Here is a 15,954-nt window from a genome sequence, read left to right as displayed (position 1 = left end):
GCCCGCCACGCTAGCCGTCCGCGTGTGCGGGCGCTCGGGCAGGCCGACTAGCCTGACCTGCTGTGCGATACGACGAGATGGGCGCCGCCGGGCTCGCCGACGAGGGGCTGACCCGTCGGCTGAAGGCGCTCGCCTGCACCGCGCCGTTGCACGACCTCGACGCGCGCAAGGCGAAGCTCGACTGGGCCGACGCCACGGTGTACCAGATGGCCGAGATCGCGCTGCACACGATCGACCAGGTCACCATCGCGATGGACTTCGACACCGGGGCCGGGCACGACCAGGTGATCGACCGGCTGCTGCCGTTCATCTCGCTGCAGGCCCCCTCGCGCACGCCGGAAGAGCACGTGCGCGTGGCCAAGTGGGTGCTGGACAACCTGATCAACGTCGGCACCACCGACCGCGGCTTCCGGCGCGTGTACGGCTCGCTCGGCCCCGGCGGCTACCAGCGCCGCCAGTTCGACTTCAAGCTCCTGGTCGAGCTGGCCGCCCCCGACGGCGAGGTGTACCTGCGCGCCACCGACGAGGCGATCAACGTGCTGGTCGGCGCGCTGGACACGGACGTCGAGTCGGCGCAGATCGCGGCCGAGGTGAAGCTGGAGAACCTGATCAACCGCGGCCGCCTCGCGGACGCGAAGCTAGCCGCCGAGCAGGCGCGCTACCGCACCGTGCAGTACGGCGAGACGCTGCGCGCGAAGCTCGACGCGACTCGCCGCGACGTGCGCGCGGTCGACTGGGAGCAGGAGGTGCCGGAGCTGATCGAATCGGCGCTCGGGCACATCGAGTCGCGGTTTCGCGCGGAGAACGCGATCCTCAAGAACATCACCACCGCCCGGGACGAATCCGAGGACGCCGACCACAAGCGCCGCGCGGCCGAGCTGGTCGACATCGTCGCCGACTGCATCCGGCGGCACACCAAGCTTCAGTCGCGGATCGCCGACGCGGGCGCGGTCTTCCGCGCCGAACAGGACCGCCAGCAGTTCTCCGGACCGCCGCAGCGGGCCACGCTCGACCTGTTCGGCCAGCTCCTGATGCCGACGCTCGGGCTGCCGCTCGCCGACGCCACCGCGCCCGCCGAGCACTTCTTCCACGCCGTCGCCGGCATCGCGACGCCGGTCGTGCCGTCGTTGTCTTCGCTGGTGTCGCTGCTGTTGCGGCCCGCCCCGGAACGCGACCAGCTGGTCGGCGAGGTGCCGGAGCCGGAGCTGGTGCCCGCCGAGGTGACCGACCGGTTCGGCGACGACGTCTGGCGTCTCGCCGACGAACTGCTCGACCTGCCCGACGTGCCGCGCCGGCTGTCCGGGCTGCTGGAGGACGCGCGCCGCTCCGGGCAGCCGAACCTGGCGTCCCTGGTCGCGCTGCGTGCGCTGCACGCTTACAGTCCCGAGGTCGGCGCGGCGCGCCGGCAGGGGGAACGCCACGTGCTGCTCGCCGTCGACGACGGCACCCTGCTCGACGACCCGGAGTTCGGCGGCGCGGATCTGCTGCTGTCCACCGCGGAGGTCGAACGAGCGGACGACGAGACCGAGGAGGTCGCCTGATGCCCGTGACGCACACGAGCGTCGACGCCGAGGCCGCCGCGCGGCTCGTCGCTTTCGGGATGCGCCCGAAGCAACTGCCGGCTCGCGACGTCGTCTACGGCGAGCTGGTGCGCCGCTACGGCGAGGACAACGCGTTCAAGGCGCTCACCCACGCGGTCGCTTCGGGGCTCGGGCTGATGGTGCTCGAGGTGACGCAGCAGGCCGGATGCGTGCTCGCGGCCACCGACGAGTCCGTCTTCGAGATCAAGATGGACAGCTACGCGCGGCAAGCCAAGATCCGCGAGCGGCGCGAGACGGAAAAGGTGCTGCACGGCCTCATCCACCTCGCGACGGCCGCGCTCGGCTATCCGCGGCCGGACGACCTGGCCAACGACACCTACATCGGACGGGTGAGCGTCGAGCAGGTCGACGCGATGGTCCGCGAAGCGGCGCGCGTGCTCGACGAGCGCGCGCAGCTGGCCGAGGCGAACAACGACCCGCTGGCCGACGCGCCGGAGCTGGAGCAGGCGTGGCGCGCGTACGCTCGTCGTCCGGCCGCCGCGGCGACGAAGGACGGCCGGATGGCGGCGGACACCACGCGCGGCATGGTGTCGCGGGCGCTGCGATTCCTTGCCGACCAAGGCTTTTTGGTTCCGGTGAGCGACGAACAGGGCGGGACCTACCGCACGACGCCGCGGTACCAGATCCAGGTGCGGGAACTGGCCGCGGACGCCGCGTTCGACGACCTGCTCGCGCTCGACGTCGTCGCGGTCGCCGGGCCTGGGGGAACGCTGCGCGCGACGGCCTCGGACACGCTGCAGTAAGAGGGGAAACGGATGTACGAGCTTTCGCGGGTCCGCCTGCATTCGGTGGGTCCGGCGGGCGCCCGGTACCAGGACGTGGTGCTGGACTTCAGCGGCGTCGGGGCCGCGATCACCGCGCCGAAGCAGGACGCGCTGTTCTCCGCGGGCATCCACGCCGGCGGCCCGGTGCGCCGCCCGTCGCCGGCGAGCGTGCTGTTCCTGGAGAACGGCGGCGGCAAATCGGTGCTGATCAAGCTGATCTTCTCGGTGATGCTGCCCGGGCGGCGCCAGGTCGTCGGCACCACGAGCACGAAGGTGCTGGAGAAGTTCGTGACGGCCAAGGACGTCGCGCACGTGGTGCTGGAGTGGCTGCACGTCGAGACCGGCCAGCGGGTGATCACCGGCAAGGTGTCGGAGTGGCGCGGGCACGTGACGTCCGCGGACTCGGAGAACCTGATCGACTCCTGGTACTGCTTCCGCCCGACCGCGGACGTCGGCCTCGATTCGCTGCCGCTGACCGAGGACGGCAGGCTGCTCACCATGTCCGGGTTCCACGACCGGATCGCGGGCGCGGCGATGGCCGAACCGGAGCTGGAGCTGTTCTGGACGCGCCGGCACCACGAGTGGACCGGACGGCTCGACCAGCTCGGCCTCGACACCGAGCTGTTCCGCTACCAGCGCGCGATGAACGCGGGCGAGGGCGAGGCGGCCGACGCGTTCCAGTTCTCCACCGACGAGGCGTTCGTGGAGTTCCTGCTGCGCGCGGTGCTGTCCGAGGACGAGCCGAAGGACCTCGCCGAGGTCGTGTCGACGTACGCGAACAACCTCGCGCAGCGCGGCGATCTGATGGCGGAGAAGGAGTTCGTCGAGGGCGCGCTGGAGCTTCTCGGTCCGCTGGCCGAGGAGGAAGGCGTGGCCGCGGCGTCGCGCCGGATCGCCGAATCGGCACGGGAAGACCTCAGCGAGCTGGCCGGGCGGATCCACGCGCGCAACGAGCTGGAGAACGCGCGGCTGTCCGGCTTGGAGGAGCATGTCGAGGAGGTGCGGACCGCCGAAAAGCTCGCCGAGGGCGACCATCGGCGGCTGACCGCGGGCGTCACCGAGCTGCGGCGGCTGGTTGCGGTCCTGCGTTTGGAAGAAGCGCAGATCGAACGCGAGCGCGTCGACGGCGAGCTGGCGGAAGCGAAGACGCAAGCCGAAGCGTGGCGCGAAACCGCGACTGTGCTGAACCGGTTGAATGCTGCGCGCAAGGCGAAAGATCTGCGCGAGCTGGTCGGAAACCGCGAGGAGAAGGCGAAACCGGCGCTGGCCGCGCGGGATGCGGCGGCGGTCGCACTCGGGCGTGGTTTGCTTGCGCTGGCGCGTGATGCACAGCGGCAGGCGGACAAGGCCGAGGCACACGCGGACGCGTTGCGCGCCGAAGCGGAGAAGGCGCAGACCGAGCGGGACGAAGCGGCGAACCTGGCTGCTGGCCGTCGGGCCGAGGCGCGCGGGCTGTCGTCGCGGATCGCTGAGCTGCGCGAGGAAATCTCCGATTCTGTCCGAAGTGGACTGTTGCCGTCCGGGGCGGATGTCGCGGAAGCCGCGCGGTCCGCGCGCGCGGAAGCCGAGGCCGCGGCTGCGGAATCCGTTCGCCGGGAACAGGAACTCGACCGGGTCGGCGAGGATCTGCAAGCGGCGCAGCGTTCGGTGAACGAGGCGCATCAGCTCGCCGGGTCCACGCAGGACCGTCTGGTCCGGGCGGCGGAAGACCTCGAGCGCGCGCACCGGCGCACCGACGCGCTGGCCGCGGAACCGCGGTTGATGGAGCTGCTCGGTGCGGACGACGTCAAGCTGGAGAGCGATCTTCCGGTGCTGCTGCAGCGGTTGCGCGACGCGAGCGCGGCGGTCGAGAAGGAGCAGACCGCGCTGCGGATGGAGGAGCAGGCCGACGAGCGGGCGCTCGCCGCGCTCGGGTCGGGCGGACTGCTGCCGCCGCCGGAAGACGTGCAGGCCGCGCTGGATGCGTTGGAGCAGGCCGGGATCACCGCGTGGTCGGGCTGGCGTTATCTGTCCAAACTGGACTCTGTCCGGCGTGCCGAAGTCCTGGAACGGATGCCGCAGCTCGTCGCCGGCGTGCTGTTGAACGACGCGGCGCAGGTCAAGCGGGCGCGCGAGGTGCTGGAGTCTTCCCGGCTGCTGCCGAGCGCGGTTGTCGCGGTCGGTACCACAGATGCGTTTCAGGCGGCGGATGTTCCGGCTGCGGCGGGCGTCGAGTTCCTCGTGCCGCCGAACCCGGCGATGTACGACGAGGAAGCCGCCGACACCGAGCGGGAGGCCGTGGCGCAACGCCACGCGGAACGGCAGCGCCGGCTGGAGCGGCTGTCGGAGTCGCTGGCGGCCGATGGCGCGTTGACCTGGAAGCTCACCACCTGGCGCGAGGACTATCCGGCGGGTGCGATCGGGACGCTCGCGGAGCAGGCCGAAAGCGCTCGCGTCGCGCGGGAGACCGCGCAGACCGCGCTGGCGCAGGCCGAGGCGGAATTCGCCCGGTTGAGCGAAAAAGCCGCTGCCTTGCGTGAGCGCGTCCCAGCGTTGCGGACCGCCGCCGCGGAGGCCGAGGAGAAGGCGCGTCGGCTCGGCGAACTGTCCGCTCGGGCCGCGCGCGTCGCGGAATGGACCGAAGAAGTCGAGCGGGCAACGGAAATCGCGGAACGCGCGGAGACCTCGGCGGCCGAGGCGTCGGCGCGGGCGGCGCGGTTGCGCGAGCAGGCGGCGGAGGAGCAGCGGACCGCCGACGGACACCGTCGCACCGTCACCACCGCACGGTCCGAGCTGGCCGAGGTGCCGGGCGCGGCCGAACTGCCGGAGGACGTCGAAGCGCCCTCGGAACCAGTGGACGCGTTGCGGCGAACCTTCGCGTCGGCTTCGGAGGCGTACGCGAAGGTCGAGGTCGGCAGCGATCTCCGGGCTGAGCTGGAGCAGGCGGAATCCGCTGAGGCAGCGGCGTCGTCGGCGTTGGAAGCGCTGGACGAGGAGGTCCGGGTGCGGGCGGCGGCGTTGCTGGAAACGCCCGACGGTTCCGATGCTTCCACGCGGGCGGCTGCGTTGGCGCGAGCGCGGCGGGTTGTCGACGCATTGGAAGAGGAGCGCACCGAGGCGATCGGCCAGGTGTCGACGCGCCGGGCTGAGCTGGACGCGCTGCCGTTGCAGACCGGCGTCGCTTCCCCGGCGGAGCGGCCGCGCGACATCGAGCATGGCCTTGAGCTGATCGACGCGGCTTCGCTGGAAGTGTCTGCGGCGGCCCGGAAATGGGAAGAGCTGCAGGAACGCCGAGCCGCGGCGGAAGCGACGCTGGAGGCGGGCAAGGCGTCGGCGTCCGGCTTCGGGTTGCTGTCGGAATCGTTGGCGCACTTGCGTTCCGAGGAGCCCGCGGATCCCTACGACGGCGATGTCGAGTCCGCGCGGACTCGGTACAACCAGCTCAACACCGTTCTCAACGACGCGCAGGCGGCGGCCGACTCCGGCGACCGGCGGGTGCGCGCGGCGGCGGACCAGTTGGCGCAGTACGCGACCGAAAAGCGGTTCGAGAAGCTCAGCACCCCGGTGCGGCAGCAGGTGATTTCCGTCAAGCGGGACCAGCTTCCCGCGCACGCGGCGGAATGGAGCGAGGCGCTGCGGCCCCGGCTGCGGACGCTCACCGACGATCTCGCGCAGATCGACCGGCATCGCGGCGGCATCATCACGCGGCTGCAGGGCATGGTCGAAGGCGCGTTGCGCACCCTCCGGTCGGCGCAGCGGGTGTCGCGGCTGCCGGACGGGCTCGGCGACTGGTCCGGCCAGGAGTTCCTGCGGATCCGGTTCACCGAGCTGGAAGACCATGTGCTGGCGGAAAAACTGGGCGAGGTCGTCGACGAGGCGGCCGCGGGCAAGACCGCCGACGGCCGCGACGTGAAGCGGGACGGGCTGTCGCTGGTGCTGCGCGGCGTGCACGTCGCCGCGCCCAAGGGGTACCGGGTCGACATGCTCAAGCCGGACTCCGTGCTGCGCACCGAACGGCAGCGAGTGTCCGAAATCCGCGACGTGTTCTCCGGCGGGCAGCAGCTGACCGCGGCGATCATCCTGTACTGCACGCTTGCCGCGCTCCGGGCCAACAACCGCGGCAAGGCACGGAACCGGCATTCGGGCGTGCTGTTCCTGGACAACCCGATCGGCCGTGCTTCCGCCGGGTACCTGCTGGAGCTGCAGCGGGCCGTGGCGGAGGCGCTGGGCGTGCAGCTGATCTACACGACGGGTTTGTTCGACGCGGGCGCGCTCGCGGAGTTCCCGTTGATCGTGCGGCTTCGGAACGACGCGGACCTGCGTGCCGGGCGGAAGTACCTGTCGGTGGACGCGACGATCCGGAATTCCCTCGACGATCTCGGGGACCCGGACGGGGTGGCTCGTCTTTCGGCGACGCGGATGTTCAGCCGGGCGTCTTCTTCTCCGTCGGTGGAGCCGTCGGAAGAAGAACAACCGGCCTGACGGTCTGGCTGGCGCGCGGTCTGCCCGGGCGGCACACCGCGCGCCGAGACCCGTCAGGCGACGGGCACGTACGCCAGCCCGTGTCCGCCTGGCGCTCCAGCCGCTTGGGTGTCCAATGTGGTCATCAGCCGGACCGCCGCCGATCCGGCGCAGCTCTGGTTCCGAAACCACGTGCGCACCGTCATGCTCCCCGGCTGACCAGCACGGATGCGGTTTCTGTCGGACCTTGGTGGTAGGAATCGAGCCGTGAAGATGACCCTCGCCCAGCGCCGAGCCCGCCTCGGCGTACGCCACCACCTCGCGGCTCGGGCGACGACCGTCGAGGAAGCAGTCGACGGCGTCGTCGCGCTGCACGCCACCGACCCCGCTTCGGTCTACCTGTCCGCCTGGTCGCGCGTGCGTGCGCTCTCGGTCGCTGACGTCGAGGACGCGCTGTACTCCCGGCGCACCCTCCTGCGCATCCTCGGCATACGGCGCACGGTTTTTGTCACCGACCTCGCCACTGCGGGGTTGGTACAGGCTGCCTGCTCGTACGACATCGCCGCCCGCCAACGCCGCCTGCTGGAAAAGCAGCTGGGCACCCAAGGCCATCCAGAGAATGTGCCGCGTCCCGGCGAATGGCTCGACGAGGTCATGGCAAGCGTCGACAAAGCCTTGCGCGCCAGGGGATCGGCGACCGCCCAGCAACTGGCTGACGACGAACCGCGCCTGCGGCAGCAACTGCTGATGGCGAAGGGAAAACCGTACGAGTCGATCGGCAACGTCACCAGCCGGGTGCTGTTCCAGCTGGCCGCCGAAGGCCGCATCGTGCGCGGTCGCCCGCGGGGGAGCTGGCAAAGCACGCAGTACTACTGGTCTCCGCTGACGGATTGGCTTGCGGGAAGTGCCGCTGGGTCGGCTGTTTCCGGCTCTGAAGGGGGAGCCGAGTCAGGCCGCTCAGCTGCCGAGCCAGACGGCTCCGACTTCGACGGCGCTCGCCAGCCAGGTCGCTCCGACCGCGGTGCCGTCGGGCGACCGGACCGCTCTGGCTCCGGCAGCAGTGGCCAGTCGGCTCGCTCCGGTCGCGGTGGGGTCAGCCCGTGGCGCGGTACCGCGTGGGGAGTGGTGCAGGCCATCAACACCTACACCCATCACGAAGCGATCGTGCGCAACGCCTCCCGCGCCGAACGCAACATGTCCCGCGCGGTGGACGGAAAAGCCGACGCGCTCGACCAGGAAACCGTGACGACGCTCGGCAAGGTGCTGGCTTCGGTCTGAAAGGGACCGCCGCCGCTTCGGTGCCCGCGCGGCCACGCGCCGCGCGGGTGCCGTGGCCGCGAGATGGCCACAACCCGCGACCGAACGATTCCGACGCACATGAAACCCAGGCACAGGAAGGAAAACACACATGGACATGCAGGCATTCGCAGCAGCGATGGCGCAAGCGCTCGACGGGACGTGGACGGTCGAACCGGGCCACCACGGTTACGGCGACCGGTACCTCATCGGCCCAGATGGTGAAGAGCTTCACGTGTGCTACTCCGATTGGGAGAAGACACCACGGGTCAGGCTGTCCGCCAGCCTCCCGGCCACACTGGCGACAATCCGGCACTGCCATGGAAACCCGCTGCCATCACACGAAATCACGGTGTCCCCGGCCAAGACACCCGAAACGGTTGCCGCCGAGACTGCCCGGCGGCTGCTGCCCGGCTATCGGGTCACCCTCGCGGAAACCCGCGAGCTGAAACAACGACTCGATGACCAGGCCGCCGCGCGCGACCAGCTCGCGCACGCCATCGCGGCCCCGCTCGGCGCGACTGTCCAAACTCCCGGACCCAGCCCGCTCGGTCACGACCCGTAGGAAGCCATCGTGCGCTATCAGGGGCCGCTGGCCGGCACCGCCACGGTGCCCCGCAACGGCAGGCACGTGGCGTTCGCCTTTTCGGTCGCTTCGGACGACGCCGCCGAGGTCGCCGCGTTCCTCGCGACGTTCCCGCACACCGACCAGCCGGCCGAGCCCGAACCGGAGAGGACACCGACACCGACGGACTCGGAGACGCCGCACTTCAGTCGCAACCAGGTTTCTGCGGGTGCGACAACCTCGGCATGGGGATCTCCATTCCGGTGTCCCGGCCCAGCGTCTACCGGTGCAGCACGTGTCTGGACTGCATCAACGCGCTGGCCCCGCGCTGGACACCCGGTATGACCGACTGCGACGCCTACGACGCCCGTACCGACGCGATCGGCGAGATGGACGCGGACACCCTCCGCAGCGAGGCGGCACCGACCCTGGTGCGACTCACCGCCGCGCGTGACGCATACGCCCGGCTGGCCGACCTGATCGGCGCCACCGCTACACGAGGCCTCGTGAGCGCAATCGTCGACGCCGGAGACCGCGTCATCGACGTCATGGTCACCAACTGGTGGGCCGCGTACCGCTGGCCCGAACACCCCCGCGCCACCGTCCCGGAGCATGAGCGGTTCGCGTTCACCCACGCATGCCCGATCACGGTCAACGGACTCGGCATCGACACCGTCCGCCGCATAACCGAAGGGGACTGCGAGCGCTACACCGTCCGCGACCTCACCGGCAGCAGCATCCGGCCCGACCTTCCTGCCGCCGGCGAGGAACCCACCTACGACACCGCACGAGGCAGCGCGCGCATGGGTTGGGACCAGGGCCACTGACCCGCCCGGGATTCCGGCGGACTGAACAGGACGGCCCGCACCACAGGCGAAACGAAGTGAAGGAGGCACATCACCATGTCCTTGGGAACTCTGACCATCCACCACGACTACGAGTCTGGCACCACCGTCGAGGGAACCACCCGCAACAGTCCCGCGCACCTGGCGCTGAAGGCCCATCCGTCGTGGACCTGGTCTCGCTACTCCACAGCGTGGCTGCTGCGATCCTCTCGGCATCGCCAGTCCAAGCCGTACGCCCTCGCAGACATCGAGCGCGTGCTCACCGAGGCGGGCTACACGGTCGAGCGCGACATTGACGACACGATGCCCAGCGTCGAGCAGCAGGAGACCAATCTCGCCGACCGGATGGACGACCGGGTCGACCGGCTCACTGAGCGCTCTGGGAAGCACCAGACCAAGGCCGACGCCACGCGGGCGAAAGCCGACTACGTTTTCCACAACATCCCGATGGGTCAGCCGCTGCTGGTCGACCACTACAGCTACAAGGCTGACCGCAACCGTCGCGAGCGCGCGTGGAACAACCTCGGCAAATCCATCAAGCAGGGTGAGTACGCCGACGAGTTGGCGCGCCGAGCCGAGACCGCGTCGCACCACATGGGTGCCCGCCACAACCCTGGGATTGACCCGTTTTGACGGACAGGGTCGTTGAGGTGTGGTCAGGCTACCCGGCGCGCGGTTGTTTCGTAGGTGGCGGGGCTGAGGTAGCCGAGGCTGGAGTGCAGGCGGCGGGTGTTGTACCAGCCTTCGATGTACTCGAAGATCGCTTTGTGCGCGGCGGTGTGGGTGGGCCAGCCCTGCCGGTCGAGCAGTTCGGCTTTGATCGTGGCGAAGAACGACTCGGCGACCGCGTTATCCCAGCATTGTCCCTTGCGTCCCACCGACAATCGCACGCCCGCGTCGGCGGCGAGGGCGTTGAATTGCGCGGAGGTGTACTGGCAGCCGCGGTCGGAGTGGAAGATCACCCCGGGATCGGGGCGGCGCTGGGTGACGGCGCTGTGCAGCGCGTCGGCGACCAGGTCGGTGCGCAGGTGGTCCGCGGTGGCCCAGCCGACGACGCGTCGGGAGTCCAGGTCGATCACGGTGGCCAGGTAGAGCCAGCCTTCCCAGGTGTGGATGTAGGTGATGTCCCCGCACCAGCGGGTGTTGATATCGCCTGCGGCACAAGAGAAATCACGCTTGATCAGATCGGCTGGGGTGGCCGCGGCGAGATCGGGGACGGTGGTGGTGCGCCACCGTTTCGGTGTCCGCCCGGCCAGCCCGGCGGCGCGCAGGAGCCGGGCGACCCGTTTGCGGGAGTGCCGTTTGCCGCGGGCGCGGAGTTCGGCGTGGACCCGTGGCGTTCCGTAGGTGGCGTCCGACTCGTCGTGGATCGTGATGATCTCGGCGGTAAGATCCGCATCGTCTTGTTTGCGCTGGGACGGTCCGGCGGCACGGTGGGCATAGTAGGCGGCTCGGGAGACCTTCAGCAGTTCGCATGCACGCTTGACGTTGCCGTCGCTGCCGGCGTTCTCCGCCTCGATGAACGGGTACACGTTCACCGGGTCTCCTTGATGCTCCTATGTCAAGCCCCTATGTCAAGCCGCCTGCGGCAGCGGTGCAGATTCGGTTGTGGTCGGCCGCTTGGCCGGCGCGGCACGGTGCTCGTCGGCCAGAAGTGCGCGGAACACAACGTCGGAGAGCCGTCGCCGGAGCAGGCGGATGGCCTCTTTGCGGGTCTTGCCGCGCGCGAGGAGCTTGTCGACGTAGTCCTTGCCCGGTCCGATGCCTCGAACCTGGGTGATGGCGATCATGTGCAGGGCGCAGTTGATGGTGCGGTTGCCGCCGCGATTGAGCCGGACCTTGCCAGAGCTGCTGCCCGACCAGACGGGGATCGGGGCGGTTCCACTGAACCGGGCGTAAGCGTCCTTCGAGCGAAACCGTTGCGCCCCAGCCGTTTCCCCAAGGATAACCGCGGCGCCCAGAACCCCGCAGCCGGGGACTTCCAGCAGCGTGGGCGCCAGGACGCGCACCCGGTCACGCAGTTCACGCTCCAGGGCGTTGATCTGCATCGTGAGCTCCCGGCAGCGAGCCAGCAGTTCGCGGGCGATGCGCGCCACAAGACCGTCGCGGCCGGCCAGGCGGCGGGCCAACTCATCGATGACGCAGTAACGGCGCAGACCACGCGCGGGGACATGCAAGTTCGGGTCGATTTCGTGCAGGTGCCAGCGCAACCGATTGATCAGCTCCGTGCGCTGCTCGACGAGGTTGTGGCGGTAGTCGACCAGCAGCTTCACCTCGCGAGTCGGCCCATCCAGCTGCGCGACGGCCAGGTCTGGCTCGCGCAGAGCCGCGTGCGCCACTGCCAACGCATCGATCGGGTCGGACTTCCCGGGCGCGCGCCCGCTGCGACGGGACGCGGCCATCAGATGGGTGGGCACCCGCGCCACCGCGCACCCGGCGCTCAGCAAGTCACGTTCCAGCCTGCGTGTGACATGCCGGCAATCCTCGACCGCGAAGCGCGCGTTCGGCCACTGGCCGGCCCATTCCACAATCTTCAAGTGGTCCTCGCTGGTGGTGCCGACCGTCCGCTCGGCCAGCTTCCGGCCGATCCCGTCAACGGCTACCAGCGTGTGGCTGCGTTTGTGCGCATCCACACCGATCACGACCATGCTCAACCCGGGTTCCCTTTCCTCGCAGACCGATGACACCATCGGGCGAGGCGGGCACGCGTCAATCGGGCCTGCGGCGCGCTCCTATGAAGCCACATCCTCGCCCAGCGGGTGTCCGGCGGGGCCGCACATCAGGACAAGCCACCAGTCGCCTGGGGCAGCGAAGAAACGAGCGAACCCTGCCGGACACCAAGATCATGACATTGACGCGAAGAAAGCCGTGGCCCGTTTGAGGATCTCCACATCCTCGGACAGGCGGCGGTTCTCCCGCCGCAACCGGGCCAGCTCTGCCCGCTCGTCGCTGGTCAGCCCGCCGTCGGCGCGGGTCCCGGCGTCACGCTCGGCCTGCTTGACCCACTCCCGCACACCGGTCTCGGTCAAGTCGAAATCCTTCGCGACCTGCCCGATCGACCGGTCGCCCCGCTGGCACAGCCCAACGATCTCGGCCTTGAACTCAGGCGTGAACGAACGACGAGGCCGAGGCTTCTTCCTGCCCATGGTCTCCATGATGGAACATCCTTCCCGAGGGCATCAGCCCCCTGATCTCGGATGTCCGTCAAAACGGGTCAGGCCCACCCGGTTACCGTGGCCAATCGGATCGAGAAGCAGGAAGCCGACCGCAGGCGTCTTCAACGCGAACTCGCCGGCGAACCGGGCTGGGTGACCGAGACCGACGAGCACGGCCAACCGCGGCACCGCTGGGGAATCCAGCACCCCGGAGAGGAGCGCGCGGTCTACCTGCGGCGCGAAATCGCCACCCTCACCGAGCAAATCGACTACTGGAAGGGCGTCTACGCCCAGCTCCAGGCTGAGGGCAAGGCGTCCACGCTGGGGCCGGACACCGTGAGCACGGGCGACTGGGTGCTGTACAACAACATGTGGATGCGCGTACGGCGAGTCAACAAGAAGTCGGTCACCGTGCCGAACCCAGTCTTCCCGCCACCCCGGCGCGGAGAGAAAGAAGCCACCTGGACCGTCGCCTGGCACAAGCTGCGCGGCTACCGCACCACTGAGCAGATGCCGCCGGAAGTCGTCGACGCGTATGAGGCACCGGGCACCGACCCAGTCATTGATAGCTGATGCAGGCGCTCCGCAACCCGCCTGTTACGCGTGTGCCAGCGAACGACAGCGTGACGCACTCAATCACGCAACCCGCTTCGCTGCCCCGGGTCTCCGGCGACAGTGTCACGCTTATGACCGGGTCAGGTGCGCATCTCGCCACCATCTACCCGGCCGAGCGACACCCGGCCAACGAGGCACCGCACCCATCGGTTGCCGCTCGACCGTTTGACCCAGCTCGCCACCTGCAGCGTCAGCAGATAGTTCGGCGTCAACGGTGGCCGGCGCTCGTGGACCTCCTCGTCGCACCTGGGTGTGTGCCCGTGAATCGAAGTCGGCGACGTCCGCACTACTGCCACCGTCGCGCAAACCCGCAGGCCAGCAGTACGCCCCACACCCCTACTGCAGCCTGCACGCCCGCACGGATTGCGATCTATACGCCTGGGTCTACTCGGCGGATTCACCGCGAGTCAACCCCGGAACTCCCACGGCAGGTCTTCATGCCTCGAGGCTTACCGCATTGTTGCCCCGATGACGAGTTCATTGCGGGCAAGGCGCAGAAAATCGCTCCGAAACCCGCTGATTCTATCCATCGCATCCTCGGCGCTGAGAGTCCCCGCGGGCTCACCAGTCCTGGGATCGTCGACGTCGACGCCGTACATCATCGCGGGAAGCAACCACATGTCAGACATTCCTTTAGAGAAGAACCGGTGCATGTCGGGTGAACAGATCAGTTGAACTTCGGCAGCCTTTGCGCGAATTTTGTGGACATTGTTCAGATATTCCGAAGTGATTCCTTTGAGGGCCTCTTTACCACTTGCTTCGCGAATTCTGTCGAGCAGCGAATGAGCCCGGTTCAGGGATTGAAGCAGTTCACCAAAGATCAAGATCTTCGTGTCGCGGTCGAGTTTGACCGACTCGCGTTTGCTCTCCCGCGCCCACCGTACGTCTTCGCGTTCCTGTTCGCGGCGCCAGCGCCGATCCTCGCGCCAGGCGTTGACGAGTTGACCTGCGACCACCCCGACGAGCCCGATCATCCCAACAACGATCGGCACCCACACCGATACCTGTCCGCTTTGCATGTCTCGCAACGTATCGCGCCGGCCCGGCGGCGGCGTTTCCCTATCGCGACCAAGCCGCGAAGAGGCATCTGATGCCAGCGTACGACCGGCCCTGTATGCGCCGGGGTCAACCGGGCTGAGCCCCCTCGGCCGGACGAGGGGGCGGGTCAGGCCGGCGAGCGCATGTGCCGCCGAGGTCACCGTCTGTGGGTGCCGACGCCCCGTTGGACCAGTTCAGCCTCGGGCTGTGACCACGACACCCTAGTCGTGGCACTCCCTCTGGTCGCGGATTGTCTCGGTAAGGTGTCTAGGGCGACATAGTGTCGAACAGATGGACAGCCAAGCCCGGAGACCGGTCAACCTGGCCACGCGAGAGAGGGCCGCAGATGGACAAGGACGAGCACATCGCGCAGTTGCGCGCTCGCCGACAACGCGTGGAGGCGATCGAGACCACGCTGGAGAGCATCCGGGACGTGGAAAGCTCGCTGCAGGAGATGAAAGAGATCCTGACCAAGCAGCTGAAAGCCGAACGCACCGAGCGGCTCGCCGACATCCGGGAAGCAGACAAGGCCGGTGTGCCGAAGACCAGAATCTCTAAGGAGGTCGGCCTCAGCCGGGCGAACCTCTACAACCATCTCAAAGGCACCCCGGCCGACGAGTAATCCGCCGGGCTATCCCGGCCCGCAGACAGAAATCGAGAGACAACGCCACTGTGCGCACCTATCCGCATAGCTGGCCTCCTCGCTGCCGGTAGAACTCCACAGGGTCGACGGCCTGCCCATTGGCCTCGATCTGCAAGTGCAGGTGCGCTCCAGTGGACGCTCCCCGGTTTCCGACCGCGGCGATGGGCTCGCCGGCCCGAACGGATTGTCCTTCGCGGACCAGATTGTGGTCGTTGTGACCGTAGATCGTCACGATCCCGTCTCCGTGCTGGATGCGCACCCACAGTCCGTAGCCGGACGCCGGGCCTGAGCTGATCACCGTGCCGGAGTTGGCTGCCAGGATCGGCGTGCCTATGGGCGCGGCGATGTCGAGTCCTTTGTGGAGCTCATTGCCGCGGTACCCGAATCTGGAGGTGCAGGTGCCGCTCGTGGGGGTCGTCCAGCCGCCGGTCGTCGCACCGTTCGTGCAGGTGGCTCCTTGGACCGCTCCGACGATCTGGCGCGCTGCTGGCTCGAATTTCGCGTAGCGGTCGGGAAAGCCCGATCGCTGCACGGTCTGGGCAGCAACGGTGACCGGCATGTTCTGCCAGTTCGGAAGCGCCAGCAGATGCCGGTAGAACTGCTCGCTGCTATAGGCGGGGTCCATGATCTGTGCGACCGTTCCCCAGCCTTGCGAGGGCCGCTGCTGGAACAGGCCGACACTGTCGCGATCGCCATCGTTCAGGTTCTTCAGCCGTGACTCGGTGAGCGCCGCGGCGACCGCGACGACCCAGCCCTGCTCGGGCACGTTCATCCGTTTGCCGACCGCGACGATCGTCGCCGCGTTGCCCATCTCCTGTGGTCCGTACCCCGCTGCCGAGGTCGCACTGGCCCCAACAGGGGCACAGTTCGAGCCGCTGGCGGAACTGCTGGAACTGCCGAAGACGGCTTGAACCACCGCGATGGCGCCGCCGCCGATGAAGAGCATGATCACGACGACGAACCCGGCACCGGCGGCGGCCATCTTGCCCATG

14 protein-coding genes are annotated in these 15,954 nt (G+C 68.8%); 9 read left to right on the top strand and 5 right to left on the bottom strand.

Translation table 11 applies throughout. The annotated features are described in order from the left end of the window. Positions 1-77 precede the first annotated feature (77 nt). The 7 genes from ATK30_RS05150 (at position 78) to ATK30_RS05115 (ending at position 10,144) form a co-directional block, all read left to right on the top strand. The gene (locus ATK30_RS05150) at positions 78-1,541 is read left to right on the top strand and encodes a hypothetical protein (protein ID WP_101434554.1); all 1,464 of its coding nucleotides are present in this window, start codon (positions 78-80) and stop codon (positions 1,539-1,541) included. Beyond that, positions 1,541-2,344: a hypothetical protein gene (locus tag ATK30_RS05145; RefSeq protein WP_009075875.1), complete on the top strand. Its 804-nt coding sequence runs from the start codon at positions 1,541-1,543 to the stop codon at positions 2,342-2,344. The genes ATK30_RS05150 and ATK30_RS05145 overlap by 1 nt, the downstream gene beginning before the upstream one ends. Before the next feature lie 12 nt (positions 2,345-2,356). Then, positions 2,357-6,826, top strand: coding sequence for a hypothetical protein (locus tag ATK30_RS05140; RefSeq protein ID WP_101434553.1), 4,470 nt, complete (start codon positions 2,357-2,359; stop codon positions 6,824-6,826). Positions 6,827-7,078: 252 nt separating this feature from the next. Next, positions 7,079-8,083 carry a DNA glycosylase AlkZ-like family protein gene (locus tag ATK30_RS46015; protein ID WP_244194914.1) on the top strand — a complete coding sequence of 335 codons (1,005 nt, stop codon included), beginning with the start codon at positions 7,079-7,081 and terminating at the stop codon, positions 8,081-8,083. A 130-nt stretch (positions 8,084-8,213) separates the two neighbouring features. Beyond that, a complete protein-coding gene (locus tag ATK30_RS05130) occupies positions 8,214-8,666 on the top strand; it encodes a hypothetical protein (protein ID WP_043836101.1) in 453 nt (150 codons plus the stop codon). A gap of 245 nt (positions 8,667-8,911) precedes the next feature. Further along, complete coding sequence (locus tag ATK30_RS05120; RefSeq protein WP_134662599.1) at positions 8,912-9,493, top strand: hypothetical protein; 582 nt, start codon at positions 8,912-8,914, stop codon at positions 9,491-9,493. A gap of 75 nt (positions 9,494-9,568) precedes the next feature. Next, positions 9,569-10,144: a DUF3560 domain-containing protein gene (locus tag ATK30_RS05115; RefSeq protein ID WP_043836097.1), complete on the top strand. Its 576-nt coding sequence runs from the start codon at positions 9,569-9,571 to the stop codon at positions 10,142-10,144. 23 nt (positions 10,145-10,167) lie between these two features. Here the strand turns inward: ATK30_RS05115 and ATK30_RS05110 are convergent, their stop codons facing one another. The 3 genes from ATK30_RS05110 to ATK30_RS05100 form a co-directional block, all read right to left on the bottom strand. After that, the gene (locus tag ATK30_RS05110) at positions 10,168-11,049 is read right to left on the bottom strand and encodes an IS3 family transposase (RefSeq protein WP_043836095.1); all 882 of its coding nucleotides are present in this window, start codon (positions 11,047-11,049) and stop codon (positions 10,168-10,170) included. A 36-nt stretch (positions 11,050-11,085) separates the two neighbouring features. Continuing rightward, complete coding sequence (locus tag ATK30_RS05105) at positions 11,086-12,159, bottom strand: IS110 family RNA-guided transposase (protein WP_101434552.1); 1,074 nt, start codon at positions 12,157-12,159, stop codon at positions 11,086-11,088. Between the two features lie 195 nt (positions 12,160-12,354). Further along, positions 12,355-12,657, bottom strand: coding sequence for a transposase (locus ATK30_RS05100; protein WP_143271353.1), 303 nt, complete (start codon positions 12,655-12,657; stop codon positions 12,355-12,357). Positions 12,658-12,744: 87 nt separating this feature from the next. Between ATK30_RS05100 and ATK30_RS05095 the strand changes: the two genes are divergently transcribed. Next, positions 12,745-13,239 carry a hypothetical protein gene (locus ATK30_RS05095; RefSeq protein ID WP_134662597.1) on the top strand — a complete coding sequence of 165 codons (495 nt, stop codon included), beginning with the start codon at positions 12,745-12,747 and terminating at the stop codon, positions 13,237-13,239. Between the two features lie 491 nt (positions 13,240-13,730). Here ATK30_RS05095 and ATK30_RS44625 read toward each other — a convergent pair whose 3' ends face one another. Next, entirely contained in the window at positions 13,731-14,300 is a 570-nt protein-coding gene (locus ATK30_RS44625) for a hypothetical protein (protein ID WP_134662596.1), read from the bottom strand. A 365-nt stretch (positions 14,301-14,665) separates the two neighbouring features. On the opposite strand from ATK30_RS44625, the gene ATK30_RS05090 reads away from it, so the two are divergent. Continuing rightward, a complete protein-coding gene (locus ATK30_RS05090; protein WP_037817372.1) occupies positions 14,666-14,941 on the top strand; it encodes a helix-turn-helix domain-containing protein in 276 nt (91 codons plus the stop codon). 58 nt (positions 14,942-14,999) lie between these two features. Here ATK30_RS05090 and ATK30_RS05085 read toward each other — a convergent pair whose 3' ends face one another. Continuing rightward, positions 15,000-15,953, bottom strand: coding sequence for a M23 family metallopeptidase (locus tag ATK30_RS05085; protein WP_101434550.1), 954 nt, complete (start codon positions 15,951-15,953; stop codon positions 15,000-15,002). Position 15,954: the final 1 nt, after the last annotated feature.

The sequence above is a fragment of the Amycolatopsis echigonensis genome (genome assembly GCF_002846615.1).
Taxonomy (GTDB): domain Bacteria; phylum Actinomycetota; class Actinomycetes; order Mycobacteriales; family Pseudonocardiaceae; genus Amycolatopsis; species Amycolatopsis echigonensis.
The sequence above is the reverse complement of the archived record's forward strand: the minus strand, read 5'-3'. Positions and strand labels throughout refer to the sequence as shown.

Excerpts from the sequence above, each read along its gene's own strand:
- ATK30_RS05150 (WP_101434554.1), top strand. The coding sequence starts at position 78 with ATGGGCGCCGCCGGGCTCGCCGACGAGGGGCTGACCCGTCGGCTGAAG.
- ATK30_RS05145 (WP_009075875.1), top strand. The coding sequence starts at position 1,541 with ATGCCCGTGACGCACACGAGCGTCGACGCCGAGGCCGCCGCGCGGCTC.
- ATK30_RS05140 (WP_101434553.1), top strand. The coding sequence starts at position 2,357 with ATGTACGAGCTTTCGCGGGTCCGCCTGCATTCGGTGGGTCCGGCGGGC.
- ATK30_RS46015 (WP_244194914.1), top strand. The coding sequence starts at position 7,079 with ATGACCCTCGCCCAGCGCCGAGCCCGCCTCGGCGTACGCCACCACCTC.
- ATK30_RS05130 (WP_043836101.1), top strand. The coding sequence starts at position 8,214 with ATGGACATGCAGGCATTCGCAGCAGCGATGGCGCAAGCGCTCGACGGG.
- ATK30_RS05120 (WP_134662599.1), top strand. The coding sequence starts at position 8,912 with ATGGGGATCTCCATTCCGGTGTCCCGGCCCAGCGTCTACCGGTGCAGC.
- ATK30_RS05115 (WP_043836097.1), top strand. The coding sequence starts at position 9,569 with ATGTCCTTGGGAACTCTGACCATCCACCACGACTACGAGTCTGGCACC.
- ATK30_RS05105 (WP_101434552.1), bottom strand. The coding sequence starts at position 12,159 with ATGGTCGTGATCGGTGTGGATGCGCACAAACGCAGCCACACGCTGGTA.
- ATK30_RS05100 (WP_143271353.1), bottom strand. The coding sequence starts at position 12,657 with ATGGGCAGGAAGAAGCCTCGGCCTCGTCGTTCGTTCACGCCTGAGTTC.
- ATK30_RS44625 (WP_134662596.1), bottom strand. The coding sequence starts at position 14,300 with ATGCAAAGCGGACAGGTATCGGTGTGGGTGCCGATCGTTGTTGGGATG.
- ATK30_RS05090 (WP_037817372.1), top strand. The coding sequence starts at position 14,666 with ATGGACAAGGACGAGCACATCGCGCAGTTGCGCGCTCGCCGACAACGC.
- ATK30_RS05085 (WP_101434550.1), bottom strand. The coding sequence starts at position 15,953 with ATGGGCAAGATGGCCGCCGCCGGTGCCGGGTTCGTCGTCGTGATCATG.